At 58.7% G+C, this 20,803-nt stretch carries 20 protein-coding genes; 10 read left to right on the top strand and 10 right to left on the bottom strand.

What is annotated here, in order from left to right:
• Positions 1-7 precede the first annotated feature (7 nt).
• The 4 genes from ACQKIK_RS01260 to ACQKIK_RS01245 form a co-directional block, all read right to left on the bottom strand.
• Positions 8-490: a nitrate reductase cytochrome c-type subunit gene (locus ACQKIK_RS01260; RefSeq protein ID WP_045428554.1), complete on the bottom strand. Its 483-nt coding sequence runs from the start codon at positions 488-490 to the stop codon at positions 8-10.
• Positions 491-501: 11 nt separating this feature from the next.
• On the bottom strand, positions 502-3,006 hold the full coding sequence (gene napA, locus ACQKIK_RS01255; RefSeq protein ID WP_499134479.1) for a nitrate reductase catalytic subunit NapA: 2,505 nt from the start codon (positions 3,004-3,006) through the stop codon (positions 502-504).
• Positions 3,003-3,263 (bottom strand): chaperone NapD, encoded by a 261-nt coding sequence (locus ACQKIK_RS01250; RefSeq protein ID WP_045428550.1) that lies wholly within the window; start codon positions 3,261-3,263, stop codon positions 3,003-3,005. Before ACQKIK_RS01250 ends, napA begins: the two co-directional genes overlap by 4 nt.
• Positions 3,264-3,337: 74 nt before the next feature.
• Positions 3,338-3,508 (bottom strand): nitrate reductase, encoded by a 171-nt coding sequence (locus ACQKIK_RS01245; protein WP_081262905.1) that lies wholly within the window; start codon positions 3,506-3,508, stop codon positions 3,338-3,340.
• Between the two features lie 287 nt (positions 3,509-3,795).
• On the opposite strand from ACQKIK_RS01245, the gene ACQKIK_RS01240 reads away from it, so the two are divergent.
• The gene (locus ACQKIK_RS01240) at positions 3,796-4,980 is read left to right on the top strand and encodes an MFS transporter (RefSeq protein ID WP_499134477.1); all 1,185 of its coding nucleotides are present in this window, start codon (positions 3,796-3,798) and stop codon (positions 4,978-4,980) included.
• Between the two features lie 16 nt (positions 4,981-4,996).
• On the opposite strand, the gene ACQKIK_RS01235 is transcribed toward ACQKIK_RS01240, so the two are convergent.
• The 4 genes from ACQKIK_RS01235 to ACQKIK_RS01220 form a co-directional block, all read right to left on the bottom strand.
• Positions 4,997-5,491: a SprT family zinc-dependent metalloprotease gene (locus ACQKIK_RS01235; RefSeq protein ID WP_064482028.1), complete on the bottom strand. Its 495-nt coding sequence runs from the start codon at positions 5,489-5,491 to the stop codon at positions 4,997-4,999.
• A 55-nt stretch (positions 5,492-5,546) separates the two neighbouring features.
• The gene (locus ACQKIK_RS01230; RefSeq protein ID WP_045428544.1) at positions 5,547-6,212 is read right to left on the bottom strand and encodes a Yip1 family protein; all 666 of its coding nucleotides are present in this window, start codon (positions 6,210-6,212) and stop codon (positions 5,547-5,549) included.
• A gap of 140 nt (positions 6,213-6,352) precedes the next feature.
• Complete coding sequence (locus tag ACQKIK_RS01225) at positions 6,353-6,952, bottom strand: Yip1 family protein (RefSeq protein ID WP_045428541.1); 600 nt, start codon at positions 6,950-6,952, stop codon at positions 6,353-6,355.
• Between the two features lie 138 nt (positions 6,953-7,090).
• Entirely contained in the window at positions 7,091-7,720 is a 630-nt protein-coding gene (locus ACQKIK_RS01220) for a DNA-J related domain-containing protein (RefSeq protein WP_499134475.1), read from the bottom strand.
• A gap of 112 nt (positions 7,721-7,832) precedes the next feature.
• On the opposite strand from ACQKIK_RS01220, the gene ttcA reads away from it, so the two are divergent.
• Positions 7,833-8,657, top strand: coding sequence for a tRNA 2-thiocytidine(32) synthetase TtcA (gene ttcA, locus ACQKIK_RS01215; RefSeq protein WP_499134474.1), 825 nt, complete (start codon positions 7,833-7,835; stop codon positions 8,655-8,657).
• A 168-nt stretch (positions 8,658-8,825) separates the two neighbouring features.
• On the opposite strand, the gene ACQKIK_RS01210 is transcribed toward ttcA, so the two are convergent.
• A complete protein-coding gene (locus ACQKIK_RS01210; protein ID WP_499134473.1) occupies positions 8,826-10,175 on the bottom strand; it encodes a class II 3-deoxy-7-phosphoheptulonate synthase in 1,350 nt (449 codons plus the stop codon).
• A gap of 117 nt (positions 10,176-10,292) precedes the next feature.
• On the opposite strand from ACQKIK_RS01210, the gene ACQKIK_RS01205 reads away from it, so the two are divergent.
• Both ACQKIK_RS01205 and ACQKIK_RS01200 read left to right on the top strand, forming a co-directional pair.
• Entirely contained in the window at positions 10,293-11,042 is a 750-nt protein-coding gene (locus ACQKIK_RS01205; RefSeq protein ID WP_046163832.1) for a spermidine synthase, read from the top strand.
• Between the two features lie 457 nt (positions 11,043-11,499).
• Positions 11,500-13,161 (top strand): DEAD/DEAH box helicase, encoded by a 1,662-nt coding sequence (locus ACQKIK_RS01200; protein ID WP_499134470.1) that lies wholly within the window; start codon positions 11,500-11,502, stop codon positions 13,159-13,161.
• A gap of 354 nt (positions 13,162-13,515) precedes the next feature.
• Here ACQKIK_RS01200 and ACQKIK_RS01195 read toward each other — a convergent pair whose 3' ends face one another.
• Entirely contained in the window at positions 13,516-13,956 is a 441-nt protein-coding gene (locus ACQKIK_RS01195) for an REP-associated tyrosine transposase (protein WP_499134469.1), read from the bottom strand.
• 646 nt (positions 13,957-14,602) lie between these two features.
• Between ACQKIK_RS01195 and ihfB the strand changes: the two genes are divergently transcribed.
• From ihfB to ACQKIK_RS01165, 6 genes are all read left to right on the top strand, one after another.
• Complete coding sequence (gene ihfB / locus ACQKIK_RS01190; RefSeq protein ID WP_019340642.1) at positions 14,603-14,887, top strand: integration host factor subunit beta; 285 nt, start codon at positions 14,603-14,605, stop codon at positions 14,885-14,887.
• A gap of 182 nt (positions 14,888-15,069) precedes the next feature.
• Positions 15,070-16,551: an MBL fold metallo-hydrolase RNA specificity domain-containing protein gene (locus ACQKIK_RS01185; protein ID WP_499134468.1), complete on the top strand. Its 1,482-nt coding sequence runs from the start codon at positions 15,070-15,072 to the stop codon at positions 16,549-16,551.
• Between the two features lie 88 nt (positions 16,552-16,639).
• Positions 16,640-17,953 (top strand): UDP-N-acetyl-D-glucosamine 6-dehydrogenase, encoded by a 1,314-nt coding sequence (gene wbpA / locus ACQKIK_RS01180; RefSeq protein ID WP_499134467.1) that lies wholly within the window; start codon positions 16,640-16,642, stop codon positions 17,951-17,953.
• A 75-nt stretch (positions 17,954-18,028) separates the two neighbouring features.
• Complete coding sequence (wbpB, locus tag ACQKIK_RS01175; protein WP_499134465.1) at positions 18,029-18,976, top strand: UDP-N-acetyl-2-amino-2-deoxy-D-glucuronate oxidase; 948 nt, start codon at positions 18,029-18,031, stop codon at positions 18,974-18,976.
• Between the two features lie 56 nt (positions 18,977-19,032).
• Positions 19,033-19,617, top strand: coding sequence for a UDP-2-acetamido-3-amino-2,3-dideoxy-D-glucuronate N-acetyltransferase (gene wbpD, locus ACQKIK_RS01170; RefSeq protein ID WP_499134463.1), 585 nt, complete (start codon positions 19,033-19,035; stop codon positions 19,615-19,617).
• Complete coding sequence (locus tag ACQKIK_RS01165; RefSeq protein WP_499134462.1) at positions 19,614-20,708, top strand: DegT/DnrJ/EryC1/StrS family aminotransferase; 1,095 nt, start codon at positions 19,614-19,616, stop codon at positions 20,706-20,708. Before wbpD ends, ACQKIK_RS01165 begins: the two co-directional genes overlap by 4 nt.
• The last annotated feature ends 95 nt before the right edge of the window (positions 20,709-20,803 follow it).

The following is a 20,803-nucleotide window of genomic DNA, read 5'->3' as shown; positions in this document are numbered from 1 at the left end:
GGCGTCCTCACTGTTCGTTCTGCTGGTTTTCGTGATAGAGCAGCTCGTCGATGTTCTCGAAGTCGTTCTCTACCAGCGGTTTCACGTCGTGCTGCACCACATGGCACTGGGTGCAAAAGTAGCGACGCGGGGCAACAGCGCCGAGCGTCTGGCTATCGCGGTCGGTGAAGTGGGTGATGCTGATCATTGGCGCTTGAGTGCGAGCACTGTTGGCACGGCTGTGGCAGGACAAGCACTTGTTGCCGTTTATATCGACCTGATAGCCGCGAATGGTGTGCGGAATAGTCGGTGGCTGCTCCGGATAGTTGCGCTCGCGCTTCAGATCCTTGTTTTCCTCATCCTTGAGCGGAGGCGGGGTGAACTCCTGGGTGATGGTGCCGCCCGGCCGGCGGCCATCCGGGGCGGGCGCATCCAGTGGGTAATCGGGCCCGGCTGCGACGGCCACGCCAAACACCGCGAGGAGCATCAAAGGCAGTAAACGAAATTTCATGGTGACTCTCCTCAGGCGATGCTGACCACTTCGATCTTCACGGCACACTTCTTGAAGTCGGTTTGCTTGGAGATCGGGTCGGTAGCGTCGAGGGTGACCTTGTTGATCAGTTTGTTGGCATCGAAGAAGGGCACGAAGATCAGCCCCTTCGGTGGCTTGTTGCGGCCACGGGTCTCGATGCGAGCCTGCATTTCACCGCGACGACTGATGACCTTGACCACGCTGCCGCGGCGGGCCTTGAGCTCGCGCGCATCGTCCGGATGCATGTACACCAGCGCATCCGGCACAGCCCGGTGTAGCTCATCGACACGCTGGGTCATGCTGCCGGTGTGCCAATGCTCTAGCACGCGGCCGGTACTGAGCCAGAACGGATATTCTTCATCCGGCATCTCTGCAGGTGCCTCGTAGGGCAGTGCGAAGATGATCGCCCGCTTGTCCGGATAGCCGTAGAACTGTACCTCTGAGCCTTTCTCGACGTAGGGGTCATGGCCTTCACGGTAACGCCAGAGGGTTTCCTTGCCGTCTACAACCGGCCAGCGCAGGCCGCGCTCTTGATGGTAACGGTCGAAATCGGCGAGATCGTGACCATGACCGCGACCAAACTGAGCGTATTCCTCGAACAGGCCTTTCTGGACGTAGAAGCCATAGTCCTCCGACTCTTGGTTCCGGTAGCCTTCTTCGATATCCGAAACGGGGAAGGTGTCGACCTGACCGTTCTTGAAAAGCACCTCGAACAGCGTCTTGCCCTTCAGCTCCGGTGATTTGGCCAGCAGCTCGGCAGGCCAGACTTCATCGGTGGTAAAGCGTTTGGAGAATTCCATCAATTGCCAGAGGTCCGAGCGCGCTTCACCTGGTGGGCTGACCAGCTGGTGCCAGAAATGGGTGCGACGCTCGGCATTGCCGTAGGCACCTTCCTTCTCCACCCACATCGCAGCGGGAAGGATGAGGTCTGCAGCCTGGGCCGAGACGGTGGGATACACGTCAGAAACAACGATGAAGGTTTCCGGGTTGCGCCAACCGGGCAGCACCTCCTGCATGATGTTGGGGCCGGCCTGCATGTTGTTCGTCGCCTGGGTCCAGTAGACCCTCAGGCCACCGTCCTTGAGCTCGCGGCTTTGTTGCACGGCATGAAAGCCGGGCTTTTCCGGGATGGTGCCTTCGGGCAGCTTCCAGATCTTCTCGGTGACGGCCCGATGCTTGGGGTTGGTGACGACCATGTCCGCAGGCAAGCGGTGCGAAAAAGTGCCAACCTCGCGTGCCGTGCCGCAGGCCGATGGTTGTCCGGTAAGCGAGAAGGGGCTGTTGCCGGGCTCGCTGATTTTTCCGGTAAGCAGATGAATGTTGTAGATCATGTTGTTCGCCCAGACGCCGCGGGTGTGCTGGTTGAAACCCATGGTCCAGAACGACATCACTTTTGTTTTCGGATCGGCATAGAGCTCCGCCAGCATCTGCAAGCGCTCTTCCGGAACACCCGACTCGCGAGCCGCTCGCTCCAGGGTGTATGGCTTGAGGAACTCGGCATAGTCTTCAAAACTGATGTCGGTCCAGCCGCCTGCCGCAGCGGCATTCTCGGCCTTCATCTCGCGCGGGTCGGTCGCTCGCAGGCCGTAGCCGATGTTGGTGTTGCCCTTGGCGAACTTGGTGTGATTCTTGATGAAGTCCTGGTTGACCGCGCCACTCTCGATGATGTGGTTGGCGATGTAGTTGAGAATCACCAGATCGGTCTGCGGCGTGAACACCATCGGTATGTCCGCAAGATCGAAGCTGCGGTGCTCGAAGGTCGACATCACAGCGACTTTTACATGCGGCGCGCTAAGGCGGCGGTCGGTCACGCGGGTCCAGAGCACGGGATGCATCTCGGCCATGTTCGAGCCCCAAAGCACGAATGCGTCCGCGGCTTCGATATCGTCGTAGCAGCCCATGGGCTCGTCCATGCCGAAGGTGCGCATGAAGCCGACAGCGGCAGACGCCATGCAGTGCCGCGCATTTGGGTCGAGGTTGTTGGAACGAAAACCGGCCTTCATTAGCTTGCTGGCCGCATAGCCTTCCCACACGGTCCACTGGCCGGAACCGAACATGCCTACGGCAGTGGGGCCGTGGTCTTTCATCGCGGTCTTGTATTTCTCTTCCATGATGTCGAAGGCCTGCTCCCAACTTACAGGTTGAAACTCGCCCTGTTTGTCGTACTTGCCATCCTTCATCCGCAACAGCGGCTCAGTCAGACGGTCGGAGCCGTACATGATCTTCGACAGAAAATAGCCTTTGACGCAGTTGATACCGCGATTGACCTCGGCCTTGACATCGCCATGCGTGGCGACCACGCGGTCGCCGCTGGTGGCGACCATCACGCCGCAGCCGGTGCCACAGAACCGGCACGGCGCCTTGTGCCACTTGAGCGCCGTCGCCTGCGGATCAGTAACGAGATTGCTAGCACTGGTAGCGATAGGCATGCCAGCCACGCTGGCTGCGATGGCCGCGGCGTTGGCTTTGGCGAATTGACGTCGTGTGAGGCTCATTCCGGCTCTCCTTCGGGGCTGAGGAGTTCGTGGTAAATCAGGGCAGCGTTGAGGACGCCAGGCAGTTGTTGGATGTGGCTGATGGTGTCGAGAATGCGGCTTTCATGCTCCGCCTCAAGAACCACCACCACTTTTCCGGCGGCGCTTTCCTGATGAAGCTCTGTGCCGGGCAATAGCAGCAGGTTCTGTTTCACCGCGTCGAGTAGCTCGGGGCGGCAGTGCACGAGCAGGCTCGCGATATGCAAGGCATTGGTCATTTTTTTCTTATGAAGCTCCGCCTGCCCTGAAACGAGCAAGCAATGAATGGAGGGGGTGTTCCGGTATCGAGCAATCAGCTCGGCGGGCCGGGTGGGCCAAAGAACAGCTGGCTTATCCAGACGATGAAGCCATAGCCGGATACGGTCAGGACGCTTAGAAGGGGGAACAGGAAAACCAGCAGAAAGACAAATAGCCGTGTTTCTTCCGGCTTTCCCACAGGTGCGGGATCGGTATGGTGCGGCACTACGTTCACCTTTAATCCGAGTGGCGTAGTGGGAGTCTAGTAAGCGTTCCCAGCTTAATCAAAGCCAGCTGTCTATTTGACTAAGGGCTATAGGGGCTAAAACCACTTATATTGATCTGGCGCAATGAACAGGCTCGTGCTGGATGCGTTTCGTCCATCGCGCTCGATAGCTGATTGCCTGGGTACGAGGCTCTGGGACGGTATGCAGGCAGCTTGCTGATACTAGGGTTGTGCTAGCCTGTGAGGCTTTTTTGGGCCCGTGTTGCGCGGGCGTAGAGATCGTTTTCATGTCTTGTGACTCGCTTGATTCCCACCTGAAACGCGGCACCGCTGATTACCGTCGAGCGACGCTGGCATTGTTCTGCGCAGGGTTCGCAACCTTTGCCATGCTCTATTGCGTGCAGCCATTGCTGCCGCTGCTGGCCTCGCATTTTTCAGTGTCGGCCGCCACCAGCAGCTTGGCCCTGTCATTGACCACGCTGTCACTGGCGCTCTGCCTGTTGATTTCAGGCGGCTTGGCGGAAAGCTGGGGGCGCAAGCGGGTCATGGCGCTAGCGCTTATGCTGGCTGGGCTGCTTGGTCTTGCCTGTGCAATGGTCGAATCCTGGACCCTGTTGCTTGTATTACGCGCGTTGTTGGGTCTTGCACTCAGTGGCCTGCCGGCTTTAGCGATGGCCTACGTGGGGGAGGAGTTCGATCCCGAGTCGTTGCCTGCGGCGATGGGGCTGTATATCGGCGGGACGGCGCTCGGTGGCCTCCTGGGCAGACTGTTGTCGGGCCTGCTGAGCGATCTTGGCGGTTGGCAACTGGCGCTTGGCGGAATTGCCGGCTTGGGTCTGGTGGCGCTGGGCGCCTTTGTCTGGCTGCTACCCCCATCTCGCCATTTCCAGCCACAACCGCTGTCTCTGCGCGGACTGCTGAGCAACTTTGCTGAGCATCTGAGCAACCCGATCCTGCGCAATCTTTTCCTTCAGGCATTTCTGCTGATGGGTGGCTTCGTCGCGTTGTTCAACTACATCGGCTTTCGTCTGGCCGGCGCGCCGTTCGGCCTTTCCTCAACGGTTATCGGTCTGCTGTTTACTGTTTACCTGGCCGGCATATTCAGTGCGGGTTGGGCCGGGCGGCTGGTGCCACGCCTGGGTGCGAGAAGCGTACTGCAAGGCGGTATCGCGCTGATGCTGTTAGGCGTAGGGCTGTGTTCGACGCCCTGGCTGATTGCAATCGTGATCGGACTGGCGTTATTCACCTTGGGCTTCTTTGCTGCACATGCCGTGGCCAGCGGGCAAGTCGGCGTGCATGCCAAGGGCGCCAAGGCGCAGGCGTCGGCGCTTTACCTGTGTGCCTATTATCTCGGGTCGAGTGTGGTCGGCTATGCCGCCGGCTACGTATGGGAGCATGCGGGATGGCTGCCTTTGATGGGTGCGCTCGCTGCGCTGTTCGCGATCGCGGCCTGGCACGCCAGACGGCTATAGCGCGGCGGCGAATCGGTCAGTCGATTCGCTGCTCCCCGCTGAACGCCAGGGTGGCGCGGCAGGTGCGGCAGAAGTAGCGACGGCCTTTGCGGACCAATGCGTGGCGCTGGGCGGTAAAGGGAAAATCTCGCTCGGGACAGGCACACCGATAGATGTAAGCGCTCGTCTGCCGGCGGGTGATCTCGTAGCTGTGGCAGCGATCAGGGGTCAGCTCGTAAACGCCGCGCATGATCAATTGCCACTCTTCACCATGGGGGCGAATCCGGCCGCCGAACATCTGGTGAGCGACCAAATGGGCCACCTCGTGAGCCACGGTCTGCTTGAGGAAGTGCTCGCGGTTTTCCTGATACAGCTGCGGGTTGAAGCGCAGCAGGTTGGTGTTCAGATGCGCAACGCCGGCTTTCTGCCCGCGCAGTTTGAAGCTGACTTTCGGTCGTTCGAAGCGCTTGTTGAAAAAGGCCTCGGCCTGTTCATAGCAGGCCTCGACTCGGGCGTGTAGCTGGTCGGGCATAGGGGCCTCCGAAGAAGCCCAGAATTATGCCGCAATCCGCCAGGCTGACAATCGCTCAGAGACCGCCGGGCTCCTCCTGAGGACGTTCTTCCTGGGTGCCGTAGCTCTGGTTCGCTTGTACGGTGCGTTCGTAATTGGGTTGCAGGAACTGAGACCAGAACAGAATCATGGATACCAACACCGTCACCATCACCAGCAGGGCCACACCCCAGATCGAACTGGCATAGAGAAAGCTTTGCGAGCTGCGCTGGCGCATGAAGGCTGGTAGGCCAGTGAATAACAGGTAAGTGGAGTAGATGCCTGCTATGAGCAGAACGATCGCTGCGAACCAGCGATTCGGGTATAGCCCGGTCACGCCGGCGAGCAGGAACGGGGTGATGACGTAAGCGATGAAACCAATGCACTGGTTCAGATTCGGGCGTACCTCAAACGCGCGCGCCATCCACCTTACGAAAAAACCCATGATCACTGTGCCGACAATGATGGTGATGTACAGCAACAGGCACAGCTGAAAAGCGCTGGCAAAATCGAGTCGTACACGTTCGGCGTCCACCAGGCTCCATCCTACGAAGGTGACCCCAATGAACAAGCACACAGCAGGAATCAGCGCCAGCAGCAGCAAATGCATCAGGTAATGCAGGCTGTGGGCGTCTTCCTTCTGGCGGATCGTTTCCCAGGCTCGGTCGGGCCGGGTGAACAAGCTGATGAATTCTGGGGTCATGGGGGCCTCCTAATGCCGATGCTTGAGCGCAGGTCTTGCTGGTATAGACGCTTAAGCGCGACAGGGATTCAACGCCACCATGTCGCAGGCAAAAACGGGCCGACGCGGAGGCCACCGCGCCGGCCCGTATCGTGGCAAGGCTAGCGTACGTAGATCGGGCCAACCCCCATGCCCCACATGATCACTGACAGCGCGAGGATCGCCACCAGCACAACCAGCCCGACAGCCAACACTGAACTCGAGAACAGGAAGCCCTCGTCGGAGGGGATGTTCATGAATGTTGGTAGGCCAACGTAGAGCAGGTAGGTCGTGTAGCAGATTGCCGCCGTGCCCACGATCATGCCCAGCCAGATGTGCGGGTAGAGCGCGGCCAGGCCGCCGACGAACAGTGGCGTGGCGGTGTACGCGGCGAACACGATGCACTGCACCAGCGTCGGGTTTGCGTCATAGGTGCGTGACATCCAGTGGATGAAGGCGCCCATCACGGCCACACCACACAGCATGGCCAGGTAGGACAGCAAAGTGAGTTGCAATGCACTGCTTTCGGTGAGCTTTACCGCCTCGCCACCGCCAATGCTCCAACCGACCTGGGTGGTTCCGATGAACGCCGATATCGCCGGTATCGCTGCGAGTACCAGCACCTCTCCCAAGTGCAAATGCCCGACCTCACGCTCCTCTCCAGTGATTTCCTGCCATTCCTGGCCCGGGTGTGCAAACAGTCCCCAAACGTGATTGATCATGCCAGCGTCTCCTCAGTTTTGGAGGGTCGCTCCGCCTGGCTTTCCGTCGGTGTGACGGGCGTGCGACCTTAAGTCGCAGTATAGGGAGCGGACGGTACGGCGCACTGGGCTCGATTAGAGCAATTGGAAGCTATGAACCTATCGGTAATAGCGTTGCAGTATTTCCATCGCCAGATTGATTGACTGGAGCCGGGTCGTACTGCCGCCACGGTCGGGGTGGTGAATGCTGACCAACTGGCGATAGCGCCGTTTGATGGTATGCAGGCTGAGCGAAGAGGCCTCCTGGTCCAGCTCGAACAGCTCCAAGGCTGCGCGTTTCTGCTCCGGATCCCAGCTTTCGTTACGCTCGCCAAGATGGTCGCCGCGCATGCGCGACCAGAAGCTCGCCAGCAGGCGTTCCACTTCCTGTTCGTCGGTGTCGCGCAGATTGGTTATGTCCAGGTAGTAGTCGCGCAACGGATCGTTTTCGGCGACTCCGCTCGCACCAGGCACATAGGGTTGAAGCTGGACGTTTAGCGGCGAAATCTGGAGGTTGTAGCGGCTCTCGCCCCAGAGTTGGTCGCGCAGCTGGTACAGCGCGTTAAACACCAGGAAATGGGTGCGGAACAGCACCAGCTTGTCGAGTAGCGGCAGGTTGGGGATATGGGTGCTGTGCCGGGCCTTGAGCTGTTGGATCAGCTGGTATTCGCTGCAACCTTCCGGTTGTTCGCGCAGCAGCACGAATGTTTGCTCGGTCAGGTCCATTTCGGGTTCGAGATCATCGTTCATGTCGCAAAGCCTAGCATAAGGCCAGCGTTACAAACGGCTGGATGGATGGGGTGGGGCGCCGGTACATTTTGCGCGTAAAATGCGCGCCTTTCGCATCTCACCGGACTCTGAAATGGGCAACCTCTCGGTCAACCAGAACAAACTGCAGAAGCGTCTGCGTCGCCTCGCTGGCGAGGCCGTCACTGATTTCAACATGATCGAGGAAGGCGACAAGGTGATGGTTTGCCTGTCTGGCGGCAAAGACAGCTACACCATGCTCGACGTCTTGCTGTATCTGCAGAAAGTGGCTCCGGTCAAATTCGAGATTGTCGCCGTCAACATGGACCAAAAGCAGCCGGGTTTTCCTGAGCACGTGCTGCCCGAGTACCTGAAGTCCAATGGCGTCGACTACCACATCGTCGAGAAGGACACCTATTCGGTCGTCAAAGAGAAAATTCCGGAAGGCAAGACCACCTGCTCGCTGTGTTCGCGTCTGCGTCGCGGCACGCTCTACACCTTCGCCGATGAGATCGGTGCAACCAAGATGGCGCTCGGTCACCATCGCGACGACATCCTCGAGACGTTCTTCCTCAACATGTTTTACGGCGGCACGCTCAAAGCCATGCCGCCCAAGCTGCTGTCTGACGACGGCCGCAATGTGGTGATCCGGCCGCTGGCCTATTGCAGCGAGGCAGACATCGAAGCCTATTCGCAGATGAAGGGGTTTCCGATCATCCCCTGCAACCTCTGCGGCTCGCAGGAGAACCTGCAGCGCCAGGTGGTCAAGGAGATGCTGCAGGAATGGGAGCGCAAGTCGCCCGGTCGTACCGAGATCATGTTCCGCGCCTTGCAGAACGTGGTGCCCTCGCAGCTGGCCGACCGCAACCTGTTCGACTTCACCAGCCTGCGCATCGACAACGACGCCACGCCGCGCTTCCTCGATGTGATGAGTTTGTAATTTGTAGGGTGGGCTTCAGCCCACCGTGGCAGTTGTAACTTAGTGACTGGCCGGGCGGCGCTCCGCTTCAGCTCCGTACTTCTGACGCCAGCGATTTACGCTGTCGTTTGAAGTGAGGTTTGCCCCAGCTCGCCAACCGAGCCAGGGCTTAACCCATTGCAGCTGATATCAGCTCGGCCGAACCTGCTTCAGCGTTTCAGCGATCATGAACGCCATTTCCAGCGACTGGTCGGCGTTGAGCCGAGGGTCGCAGTGGGTGTGGTAGCGGTCGGAAAGCCCGTCCTCGGTAATGGGGCGCGACCCGCCAATGCACTCGGTGACGTTCTGCCCAGTCATTTCAATATGAATGCCGCCGGGGTAGCTGCCTTCGGCGCGGTGCACGTCGAAGAACTGCCGCACCTCCGCCAGCACCTTGGCGAAATCGCGGGTCTTGTAACCGCTGGAAGCCTTCATGGTATTGCCGTGCATCGGATCGGAGCTCCACAGGACCTGACGACCTTCCTGTTGCACGGCCTGGATCAGGCGCGGCAAGCCTTCCTCGACCTTGTCGGCGCCCATGCGCACGATGAGATTCAAACGACCCGGATCGTTCTCAGGATTAAGGATGTCGATCAGGCGGATCAGCTCGTCGCTGGCCATGCTCGGTCCAACTTTCACGCCGATCGGGTTGCCCACGCCGCGCAGGAATTCCACGTGTGCCCCGTCCAGCTGCCGCGTGCGGTCGCCAATCCAGAGCATATGGGCAGAGCAGTCGTACCAGCCGCCGCTGAGGCTGTCCTGGCGCACGAATGCCTGTTCGTAGTTCAGCAACAGTGCCTCGTGGGCGGTGAAGAAGCTGGTTTCGCGCAACTGCGGCGCGTTGTCCATGCCGCATGCGCGCATGAACCGTAGCGCCTGGTCGATCCGTGCGCCGAGCTGGTGGTATTTCTCAGCCATCTGCGAGTTGGCGATGAAATCCAGATTCCACTGATGCACCTGATGCAAGTCGGCGAACCCGCCCTGGGCGAAAGCGCGCAACAGATTCAGGCTGGATGTGGATTGGTGATAAGCCTGCAGCAGCCGCTCCGGGTCCGGCACGCGGCTTTTTTCATCGAAGCCAATGCCATTGACGATATCGCCGCGGTACGCCGGCAGGGTGACGCCATCGATAGTCTCGTCCCCGGAAGAGCGCGGTTTGGCGAACTGCCCGGCCATGCGGCCGACCTTCACCACAGGACATCCAGCGGCGAAGGTCATCACGATCGCCATCTGCAACAGCACCTTGAAGGTGTCGCGGATCTTCGGTGCGGAAAACTCGGCGAAGCTTTCTGCGCAGTCACCGCCTTGCAGCAGGAACGCGCGGCCTTGCGTCACCTCGGCGAATTGCCGGCGCAGCTCCCGTGCCTCGCCAGCGAACACCAGCGGTGGAAGGCTCGCCAATGTGCCCTCGACCCGCTTCAGATGTTCGGCATCGGGGTATTCGGGCTGCTGCTGGATGGGTTTGGCTCTCCAGCTAGTGGGGCTCCAGGCGTGGCTCATGGAAGTCGTGTCCGTCCGCGAAAAAGTGCGCAGATTTTACCTGATGCGCAGGCTCTGCGCTGATAGCCCTTACCAATCGGGCTGTTAAGATGCACCGACAGGTTTGGGAGAAGCGCAGTGGACAAGCAGGAAGTGTTGCTGGCCGAGGTGCATGATGCGTTCGGTCTGATCCGTGTGCTGGAAGTGGGGGACTACCGGTTTCTCGAGTTTGGCGCTGCGGTCGAGCAAAGCTGCACGTTCACCCGCGACCCGAGCTGGCTTGAGTATGACTACACGCGTGCCATGTTGATGGGCGGTCTGCTGCACGCGGCGCCGGAAACTGCCCTGTTCCTCGGGTTAGGCGCCGGCACCCTGACCCAGGCATGCCTTGAATTCCTGCCGCTCGAGGACGTCGAGGCCATCGAATTACGCCCGGACGTGCCTGAGCTGGCGATGCGTTATCTGGGCTTGGCGAACGATTCACGGCTTTACATCCGCATTGGCGATGCGGTGGAACTGCTCGATTCGGCCGAGACCGCTGATCTGATCTTCGTCGACCTTTACACCGACGTGGGCCCGGCCGCCGCGCACCTGGCGTGGCGTTTTCTTGAGCGCTGCCAGCAGAAGCTGAATCCGGATGGTTGGCTGATCATCAACCAGTGGGGCACCGACGAGGACAAGCCGCTAGGTGCGGCGCTGCTTCGTGGCCTGTTTCATCGTCACTATTGGGAGTGCCCGGTAAAGGAGGGCAACGTCGTCTTGTTCGTACCTGCGGATCTGGATCAGCTACTCGACGAGGCGAGCCTGCGCGAGCGCGCCGCAGCGCTGGCCCCGCGATTGGGCTACACGCTGGACTCGTTGATCAATGCGCTACGACCGGCGAGTTGAGCGAGCAGTGAGCTGTCTATCAGCACCGCTTCGTTGCCTGGGGCATCCAAGGCAACGGCTAAGCACGACGCTCTTGTAGGAGCGAGCTTGCTCGCGAAGACTGGCTCGACCCTTCGCCATTTGTGGCGCGCGCTGAGGTCACTCCAGGAACATTCGCTAGCGGCGAGACACCGATAAATCCGCTTTGTGGAACCTAACTTCGAAGACAAATTGCACGCACAGCGTCACAGAAATCCGGTATAGTACGCGCCGGCTGAAACACAGCCTGCGTTCAGGTACTGCAACACACGAAGCGCTGCTTCGGCTGCTGTCCGCTTCTCGCGGCTGTCCTTGACGATTCATCATTCATTACGTTTTCGCAAACCCCGCCGACCAGGCTGCCAGGGTGACCTTCGGGTTTTGCATGGCATGCGCAGCTTCGGAACATGGGTCTTTGCGGAGCATCAGGAAAAGACCCATGACCCAGGAAATCGGCAGCTTTGCTGCACTCGGTATTCATCCTTCCGTACTCGCCGCTGTCACCGCAGTGGGCTACGAAGAGCCTTCGGCAATCCAGAGCCAGGCTATCCCGGTAATTCTCGGCGGCCACGACATGATCGGCCAAGCCCAGACCGGTACCGGCAAGACCGCCGCCTTCGCGCTGCCCATTCTGTCGAAGATCGATCCCGCTCGTAAGGAAGTGCAGGCGCTTATTCTCGCGCCAACCCGCGAGCTGGCGCTGCAGGTTGCCACCGCGTTCGAAACCTATGCCAAGCAGATGCCTGGCTTGACCGTGGTCGCCGTCTACGGCGGCGCTCCGATGGGCCCGCAGCTTAAGGCCATCCGTCAGGGCGCGCAGGTCATCGTCGCTACACCTGGCCGCCTGGTCGACCACCTGAGCCGCAACAGCGCACTGCTCGGCACCATTCAGTACCTCGTACTCGACGAAGCTGACGAGATGCTCAAGCTGGGCTTCATGGACGACCTCGAAGTCATCTTCGAAGCCATGCCGGAAAGCCGTCAGACCGTGCTGTTCTCCGCGACCCTGCCGCATTCCATTCGCGCCATCGCCGAGAAGCACCTGCGCGAGCCGCAGCACATCAAGGTCGCTACCAAGACCCAGACAGTGACCGCCATCGAGCAGGCACACCTGATGGTCCATGCTGATCAGAAGATTGCTGCCGTGCTGCGCCTGCTCGAAGTTGAAGACTTCGACGCACTGATCGCGTTCGTGCGTACCAAGCAGGCCACCCTCGACCTGGCGGCCGCGCTGGAAGCCAAGGGCTACAAAGCTGCCGCACTGAACGGCGACATCGCCCAGAACCAGCGTGAGCGCGTCATCGAGTCGCTCAAAGACGGTCGCCTGGATATCGTTGTCGCCACCGACGTCGCCGCTCGTGGCCTCGATGTTTCGCGCATCACCCATGTCTTCAACGTCGACATGCCTTACGATCCGGAATCCTACGTGCACCGTATCGGCCGTACCGGCCGTGCTGGTCGCGAAGGCCGCGCGCTGCTGCTGGTCACGCCTCGTGAGCGCCGCATGCTGCAGGTCATCGAGCGCGTCACCAACCAGAAGGTTGCTGAAGCTCGGCTGCCAAACGGGCAACAAGTGCTCGAGGCGCGAATCAAGAAACTGACCAACAGCCTGGCTCCGCTCGTGGCCGATGCCGAAGCCAGTCATGGCGAATTGCTCGATAAGCTAGTTGCCGACTCCGGCTGCAGCCTGCGTGCCCTGGCCGCCGCCTTGTTGCGTAAAGCCACTAATGGTCAGGCGCTGACCCTGGCTGAGGTGGAAAAAGAGCAGCCGTTGGTTCCGACCAGCAGCCCGCGCGAGCGCTCCGATCGTCCTGAGCGTAGCGGTGACCGCGAGCGTCGTGCGCCGATCCCGTTGGCCGAAGGCCGTGCCCGCTGCCGCACCGCATTGGGTGCCCGCGACGGCATCGCTGCGCGCAACCTGCTTGGCGCCATCCTCAACGAAGGCGGGCTGGCCCGTGAAGATATCGGCCGCATCCAGGTACGTGACAGCTTCAGCCTGGTAGAGCTGCCGGAAGAAGGCCTCGAGCGCCTGCTCGGTAAACTCAAGGACACCCGCGTAGGCGGCAAGCAGCTCAAGCTGCGTCGCTATCGCGAGGATTGATCGTTCTTGGTTGACCAAAAGGGTGGGCTTGATAGCCCACCCTTTTTCGTTTCAGTCGCGTAATTCTTCTAGCGGAAGGCGAGCCCCGCGGCGAATGCAGGCCGAGGGCCTGCCAGCTTCTAAAGCTTCGCCCCGAGGTCGGGCCTCCCACAAGTCCCAACCGCCACGCCGCTTCAACTGTTGTGGGAGGCGCGCCCCGCGGCGAAAGCGAGCCCCGCGCCAGCTCAGAAAGCCAGCAGCTTCACCCCGAGTCGGGCCTCTACAAAGCCAAAGCCAAGGTCAGCTCCCGCACCGTCCTGCCTTTGTGGGAGGAGCGCCCCGCGGCGAATCGCGCCGAAGGTGCGAACAACAAAGTCACAACCAAACCGCATCCCAGTGCGGGTAATCGCCGATCCGCTCCACCAGCCCTGCCCGTAGCGGATTAGCCACCACATACCGAGCCATTGCCTGCAAATCTTCCTCTTTACGCAATGCCCGATCATGAAACCCGTCTTGCCAAACCCGTCCGCCGATACGTTTCGCTGAAATCGACTTCACTCGCCCTACAAGTTGCGACAAAGATCCGTTTCGTAACTCCAACAGCCAATGAAGGTGATCCGGCATCACCACAAACGCCAACATCCTATGCGAGCCCCGTGCCTCATCGGCCCGCATTACACGTATCAACTCACGGGCGGCAAAGAGATCCTGGAAGACCGGCCGACGATGTTTAGTTACCGTGGTGACCAGATAGATTTGCCCCTCGCCAGACCAGCGCCCCGCCCGTAATCGGTTTGACGAAAAACGAGCATCCATACTCCTAATGTTCCTCCTGTTTGACTCAGCAGCCTAACGCCAAAAGCTTCGCCTCGAGGTCGAGCCTCCCACAAAAACAAATCGCTATACCGCTTCAACATTTGTGGGAGGCGCGCCCCGCGGCGAATACAGACCGCAGACCTGCCAGCTTCTAAAAGCTTCGCCCCGAGGCCGGGGCCTCCCACCAAACCCCAGCACAACCGCGCCGCTTCTCGTGGGAGGCGCGCCCCGCGGCGAATGCAGGTCGCAGACCTGCCAGTTTTCAAAAGCTTCGCCCCGAGGCCGGGGCCTCCCACCAAACCCCGGAGCAACCGTGCCGCTCCAGTGGGAGGCGCGCCCCGCGGCGAATGCAGACCGCAGACCTGCCGCCTTTAAAAGCTTTGCCTCAAGGCCGGGCTCCCACCAAACCCCAGCACAACCGCGCCGCTCCAGTGGGAGGCGCGCCCCGCGGCGAATGCAAGCCCCAGGCCTACCAAGCGTCACAGCCTCGCACTCTAAGTCAGGGATTCCCGCACCAAACCCCAGCCGCTTTCGACCACTCCCTCCAAAACCTGACCCAAATGTTCAGGCTGTTCAAACTCTGAACAACATGCTACAAACGAGCGCAACCTAATTGATCTAGCCGCTTGAAAACGAAGGGAAAACCATGACCAAGTCGGAGTTGATCGAACGTATCGTCACCCAACAAGGCCTTCTTTCGTCCAAGGATGTTGAGCTGGCCATCAAGACCATGCTCGAACAGATGGCCCAGGCACTGGCCACCGGTGACCGCATCGAAATCCGCGGCTTCGGCAGTTTCTCCCTTCATTACCGCGCGCCCCGCGTCGGGCGTAACCCCAAGACAGGCCAATCCGTCCCGCTCGACGGCAAGTTCGTCCCGCATTTCAAGCCGGGTAAAGAGTTGCGGGATCGGGTTAACGAAGACGAATGAGCACTTCTCCGCTATCTACAGGTGGCGGCGCCTTCCGCTAGTCATGCGATACAAGTCTTTCTCCGAAAAGTTCCCCGAACCCCTGATATATTTCAAGGCCGCACTTGGTGTGAGGTTAAACACATGGCAAAATGCGCCGCTTTGCGAAGCCGCTCACACCGCCAGGTTAAGGGAACTAACCGATGCCGTATCCCCAAATCACCCACCACGGCGCCGTCAACGGCGTGACCGGCTCGTGCCACGAGTTGCATGCCGATACCGCCCATAGCTACCTGGTCGACTGCGGCCTGTTCCAAGGGGCCGATATTTCCAAGGATGGAAGAGCCGGGCAGGGCAGCCTTGACATCGAATTCCCGCTGGATACCGTGCGGGCACTAATCGCAACACATGTGCACATCGACCACGTCGGCCGCATTCCTTATTTGCTCGCCGCTGGTTTCGACGGCCCAATCCTTTGCAGCGAGCCCTCAGCCAAGCTGCTGCCCATCGTGCTGGAAGACGCGTTCAAACTCGGCGTTAGCCGCGACCAGAAAAAAGTCGAGCGTTATATAGAGCTGATTGAGCAACGCATCATTGCCTTGCCCTACAAGACCTGGTTCAACCTGCGTGACACGGACGATCTCGTTTGCCGTATTCGTCTCCAGCGGGCCGGCCATATCCTCGGTTCTGCCTACGTTGAGTTCGATCTGCAGTATCCACAGGCGGGCGAGAAAAAACGTGTCGTTTTCTCTGGCGACCTCGGTGCGCCACACGCTCCGCTGCTGCCGGCACCGAAGCCACCTCACCGCGCGGACATCTTGGTACTCGAAAGCACCTATGTTGGCCGCAATCACGAAAATCGCCGCACTCGCCAGCAGCGCCTCGAAGCTGTAATAGAAAAAGCGTTGAAAGACCAGGGCACAGTTTTAATTCCGGCCTTCAGCATTGGCCGCACCCAGGAATTGCTCTACGAACTGGAAGCGTTCATTCACAGCAAGACCAAACGGCTTCCAGCTGTAGGAGCGAGCTTGCTCGCGAATAGCCCTAGTGATGCGGTAAACCCAATCAACTGGCCCGAGCTCCCCATCATCCTAGACTCGCCGCTGGCGAGCCGCTTCACCGCAGCTTATCGAGAACTTCAGCCTTTCTGGAATCAGGAGGCGCTTAAGCGTGTAAAATCCGGCCGCCGCCCACTGGGGTTCGAGCAGCTGATAACCGTCGATAGCCACAGTGACCATGTGCGCATGGTCCAGCACCTTGCACGTACCGCTCGTCCGGCAATCGTGATTACTGGTAATGGCATGTGCTCAAGCGGAAGGATTGTTAACTATCTGAAGGCTATGCTGGGCGATTCGAGGCATAACGTGCTGTTCGTCGGTTACCAGGCGGCAGGGACCCCCGGCCGAGCAATTCAGGCCTATGGCCCGGTACGTGGTTATGTCGATATTGATGGCGAGCGACTGGATATAAAAGCCGGTATCTCCAGCATTGGCGGCTATTCGGCACATGCGGATCAGAAAGGGTTGGTTAAGTTTGTGACTGGAATGCGGGACTGGCCAATTGAGATACGGGTGGTACACGGGGAAAAGGGAGCGAAGCGCGCTTTGGCCACCAGCCTCTTTGAGAAATACGGAGAGCGACGGCTAGACATCCGAACACAAAGCGAAAAAACCGAAATGGCATAGCTTGGGCACAAAGCCCAACTCGCAACGCCCGAGTTTTATCTTATTTAGCGCCGTTTCGGCGATTGATGTTCAGCGGAGAAAGTAATAGATGTCCGAGCAAAAAAGAACTAGCGTAGCCAAGTTTAAAAGCAAGGAAGCGCTGATAGGTATCGTCGGTCTTGGTTATGTTGGCTTGCCGTTGATGTTGCGATACAACGCGATTGGCTTCCGAGTGCTCGGGATCGATATTGATGAGAGCAAAGTTGCTAAGTTAAGCTCTGGGCAAAGTTACATCGAGCATATTGCGGGTGAGCATATCGCAAAGGCTCGCCAGAGTGGCTTCGAAGCCACTACCGACTTCAGACGGGCTAGTGATTGTGATGCCTTGATTCTTTGTGTGCCCACCCCGTTGAACAAGTATCGAGAGCCCGATATGAGCTTCGTGATCGATACGACAAATGCCATCAAACCCTATCTACGCGCTGGTCAGGTTGTCTCGCTGGAAAGTACTACCTATCCCGGCACTACTGAAGAAGAGCTTTTGCCGCGGGTTCAAGAAGGCGGTCTGGTTGTTGGTGAGAACATCTTTCTCGTCTATTCACCCGAGCGTGAAGATCCAGGCAACCCCAATTTTGAAACCCGCACTATTCCGAAGGTCATCGGTGGCCATACTCAATCTTGCCTTGAAGTTGGCATAGCTCTCTATGAACAAGCCATCGATCAAGTGGTTCCGGTCAGCTCAACCAAAGCTGCAGAAATGACCAAGCTGCTGGAAAACATCCATCGCGCCGTTAATATCGGTCTGGTCAATGAAATGAAGGTAGTGGCTGATCGCATGGGCATCGATATTTTTGAGGTGGTTGATGCCGCCGCGACCAAGCCGTTCGGCTTCACTGCTTACTACCCAGGCCCTGGTTTGGGTGGCCACTGTATCCCGATTGACCCTTTCTACTTGACCTGGAAAGCCCGGGAGTATGGTTTGCATACGCGCTTTATCGAGCTTTCCGGCGAAGTCAACAAAGCGATGCCTGAGTATGTATTGAGCAAGTTGATGGATGGTTTGAACGAGAGCGGCAAAGCGGTCAAAGGTAGCCGTGTTCTGGTATTGGGTATCGCCTATAAGAAAAACGTAGACGATATGCGCGAATCGCCTTCAGTGGAGATCATGGAACTGATTGAGGGCAAGGGTGGTCGGGTGGCCTACAGTGACCCCCATGTCCCGGTATTTCCGAAGATGCGCGAGCACCATTTTAATCTGAGCAGTGAAGCGCTAACCGCCGAAAGCATCGCCAGTTTCGATGCAGTGGTGGTCGCGACCGATCATGACAAGTTCGATTACGAACTTATTCAACAGCACGCCAAGCTGATCGTTGACAGCCGTGGCAAATACCGTGCGCCGGCCAAGCACATCATCAAGGCCTGATACGGTCATTAAACAAATAATAATATCCAACAACGCCCTTTTGGGCTTGTTGGATAAGTGTGTTAAGGATCATCCATGAAGAACTTTGCCCTGATTGGCGCCGCCGGTTATATTGCCCCGCGTCATATGCGTGCGATCAAGGATACCGGCAATGTGCTGGTTTCTGCTTACGACATCAACGACTCGGTCGGTATCATCGACAGCATCTCGCCCCAAAGCGAATTCTTCACCGAGTTCGAGCGCTTTCAGGAACACGCCCATCGCATCAAGCGCAACCCGGCTACTGCGCTCGATTATGTGTCAGTCTGTTCGCCTAATTACCTGCACCATGCGCATATCGTCGCCGGCCTGAGGTTGGGTTGTGATGTGATCTGTGAAAAACCGCTGGTGCCAACACCAGAAAGTCTCGACGAACTGACCTTGGTCGAGCGAGAAACCGGCAAACGTCTTTACAATATTCTGCAGCTGCGACATCACCAGGCCATCCTCAACCTGAAGAACAAGGTGGCTCGCGAAAATGCTGAGCACAAATACGACGTGGATTTGACCTACATTACGTCGCGTGGCAAGTGGTACATGGAGAGCTGGAAAGGTGACCCTCGCAAATCGTTCGGCGTGGCAACCAATATCGGCGTGCATTTTTACGACATGCTGCACTTCGTTTTCGGCAAGCTACAGCGCAACGTCGTGCATTTCGCTTCGGAATACAAAGCCGCCGGCTACCTGGAATATGAAAACGCTCGCGTCCGCTGGTTTCTTTCCATCGATGCCGACGATCTTCCGGATTCTGTTAAGGGCAAGAAACCGACCTATCGGTCCATCACCGTAAATGGTGAGGAGATGGAGTTCTCCGAAGGCTTTACTGACCTTCACACCACCAGTTATGAAGAAATTCTTGCCGGTCGCGGTTATGGCATCGAAGACGCTCGCCATTGTGTCGAAACGGTTAATACCATCCGTTCCGCTGCCATCGTCTGCGCAAAGAATGCTGAAGGCCATCCGTTCTTGACCCGGCTAGTCTGATCCGTCTAGCAACCAGCTTGCTGGCGACCATTCATATTTGGCGAAAGGCCACATTTATGACTCACTCTCAGCACCCCAGCGCCATCGTCGATGAAGGCGCCCAGATCGGCGAAGGTTCTCGTATCTGGCATTTTGTACACGTTTGTGGTGGCGCACGTATTGGCAAGGGCGTTTCCCTAGGACAGAACGTATTCATCGGCAACAAGGTCTTGATCGGCGATAATTGCAAGATCCAGAACAATGTCTCGGTGTACGACAACGTCACTCTGGAGGACGGTGTGTTCTGCGGGCCAAGTATGGTGTTCACCAACGTTTACAATCCCCGCTCCCTTATCGAGCGCAAGGAGCAGTATCGCGACACGCTTGTGAAGAGAGGTGCCACCCTCGGCGCCAACTGCACCATCGTCTGCGGCGTGACCATCGGTGAGTTCGCCTTCGTCGGCGCCGGCGCGGTGATCAACAAGGACGTTCCTGCCTACGCCCTGATGGTCGGTGTCCCGGCACGGCAGATCGGCTGGATGAGCGAGTTCGGCGAACAGCTGGAACTGCCGCTGCAAGGCGAGGGCAGCGCGCCCTGCGTTCATACCGGCGCGCGTTATGTGCTGCGTGGCAGCGTATTGAGCAAGGAGAGCGTGGCGTGATCGAGTTCATCGACCTCAAGGCGCAGCAGACGCTGATCAAGGAAAAAATCGATGCCGGCATCCAGCGCGTCTTGGAGCACGGCCAGTACATTCTCGGCCCGGAAGTCAGCGAGCTGGAAGAAAAGCTCGCGGCTTTCGTCGGCGCGAAGCACTGCATCAGCGTGGCCAATGGCACCGATGCCCTGCAGATCGCCCAGATGGCGCTGGGCATCGGTCCGGGCGATGAGGTCATTACGCCAGGCTTCACCTACATTGCCACTGCCGAGACCGTCGCTCTGCTGGGTGCTAAACCGGTGTACGTGGACGTCGATCCACGCACCTACAATCTCGATCCGCAGTTGCTCGAAGCCGCCATCACCCCGCGTACCAAGGCGATCATCCCGGTCTCGCTGTATGGCCAGTGCGCTGATTTCGATGCCATCAACGCCATTGCTGCCCGACACGGCATCCCGGTCATCGAGGATGCCGCGCAGAGCTTCGGTGCCACCTACAAGGGCACGCGCTCTTGCAACCTGACGACCATAGCCTGCACCAGTTTCTTCCCCAGCAAGCCGCTGGGTTGTTATGGCGACGGCGGCGCGATCTTCACCAACGATGAAGAGCTGGCCAAGGTTATGCGCCAGATCGCCCGCCACGGCCAGGACCGCCGTTACCACCACATTCGCGTGGGTGTTAACAGCCGCCTGGACACCCTGCAGGCTGCCATCCTGCTGCCGAAGCTGGAAATCTTCCCGCGCGAGCTGGAACTGCGGGAGCAGGCTGCCCAGCGTTACGCGCATCTGCTCGGCAAGTCCGGTATCATCGCGCCCTTCGTCGAGGCCCACAACTTCAGTGCCTGGGCCCAGTACACGGTACAGGTCGAAGCGCGTGACCAGGTGCAGGAGCACCTCAAGGCCGCAGGCGTACCCACGGCCGTGCACTACCCAATCCCACTCAATCGCCAACCGGCGGTTAAGGATGACACAGCCAGCTTGCCTATGGGCGACGCTATTGCCGAGCGAGTTATGAGTCTGCCGATGCATCCATATCTAACTTTTAGAGATGCGGATCAAGTAGTTAGAGCTTTGGCTGCAATACACCTCAAAAACTAATAGAGAAGATTGTTGGCGGCGTAGAATGATTCTAGCCAAAGTTACAAGGTTTTGTGTGGCCTTTAGCTAAGTCGCGCCTGGCTCAATAAAACTTC

Source organism: Pseudomonas sp. NPDC047961 (assembly GCF_050272435.1).
GTDB lineage: Bacteria > Pseudomonadota > Gammaproteobacteria > Pseudomonadales > Pseudomonadaceae > Stutzerimonas.
The sequence above is the reverse complement of the archived record's forward strand: the minus strand, read 5'-3'. Positions and strand labels throughout refer to the sequence as shown.

Bases quoted from the DNA above. Each gene is read 5' to 3' on its own strand.
- ACQKIK_RS01260 (WP_045428554.1), bottom strand. From the start codon at position 490: ATGAAATTTCGTTTACTGCCTTTGATGCTCCTCGCGGTGTTTGGCGTG.
- napA (WP_499134479.1), bottom strand. From the start codon at position 3,006: ATGAGCCTCACACGACGTCAATTCGCCAAAGCCAACGCCGCGGCCATC.
- ACQKIK_RS01250 (WP_045428550.1), bottom strand. From the start codon at position 3,263: ATGACCAATGCCTTGCATATCGCGAGCCTGCTCGTGCACTGCCGCCCC.
- ACQKIK_RS01240 (WP_499134477.1), top strand. From the start codon at position 3,796: ATGTCTTGTGACTCGCTTGATTCCCACCTGAAACGCGGCACCGCTGAT.
- ACQKIK_RS01235 (WP_064482028.1), bottom strand. From the start codon at position 5,491: ATGCCCGACCAGCTACACGCCCGAGTCGAGGCCTGCTATGAACAGGCC.
- ACQKIK_RS01230 (WP_045428544.1), bottom strand. From the start codon at position 6,212: ATGACCCCAGAATTCATCAGCTTGTTCACCCGGCCCGACCGAGCCTGG.
- ACQKIK_RS01225 (WP_045428541.1), bottom strand. From the start codon at position 6,952: ATGATCAATCACGTTTGGGGACTGTTTGCACACCCGGGCCAGGAATGG.
- ACQKIK_RS01220 (WP_499134475.1), bottom strand. From the start codon at position 7,720: ATGAACGATGATCTCGAACCCGAAATGGACCTGACCGAGCAAACATTC.
- ttcA (WP_499134474.1), top strand. From the start codon at position 7,833: ATGGGCAACCTCTCGGTCAACCAGAACAAACTGCAGAAGCGTCTGCGT.
- ACQKIK_RS01210 (WP_499134473.1), bottom strand. From the start codon at position 10,175: ATGAGCCACGCCTGGAGCCCCACTAGCTGGAGAGCCAAACCCATCCAG.
- ACQKIK_RS01200 (WP_499134470.1), top strand. From the start codon at position 11,500: ATGACCCAGGAAATCGGCAGCTTTGCTGCACTCGGTATTCATCCTTCC.
- ACQKIK_RS01195 (WP_499134469.1), bottom strand. From the start codon at position 13,956: ATGGATGCTCGTTTTTCGTCAAACCGATTACGGGCGGGGCGCTGGTCT.
- ihfB (WP_019340642.1), top strand. From the start codon at position 14,603: ATGACCAAGTCGGAGTTGATCGAACGTATCGTCACCCAACAAGGCCTT.
- ACQKIK_RS01185 (WP_499134468.1), top strand. From the start codon at position 15,070: ATGCCGTATCCCCAAATCACCCACCACGGCGCCGTCAACGGCGTGACC.
- wbpA (WP_499134467.1), top strand. From the start codon at position 16,640: ATGTCCGAGCAAAAAAGAACTAGCGTAGCCAAGTTTAAAAGCAAGGAA.
- wbpB (WP_499134465.1), top strand. From the start codon at position 18,029: ATGAAGAACTTTGCCCTGATTGGCGCCGCCGGTTATATTGCCCCGCGT.
- wbpD (WP_499134463.1), top strand. From the start codon at position 19,033: ATGACTCACTCTCAGCACCCCAGCGCCATCGTCGATGAAGGCGCCCAG.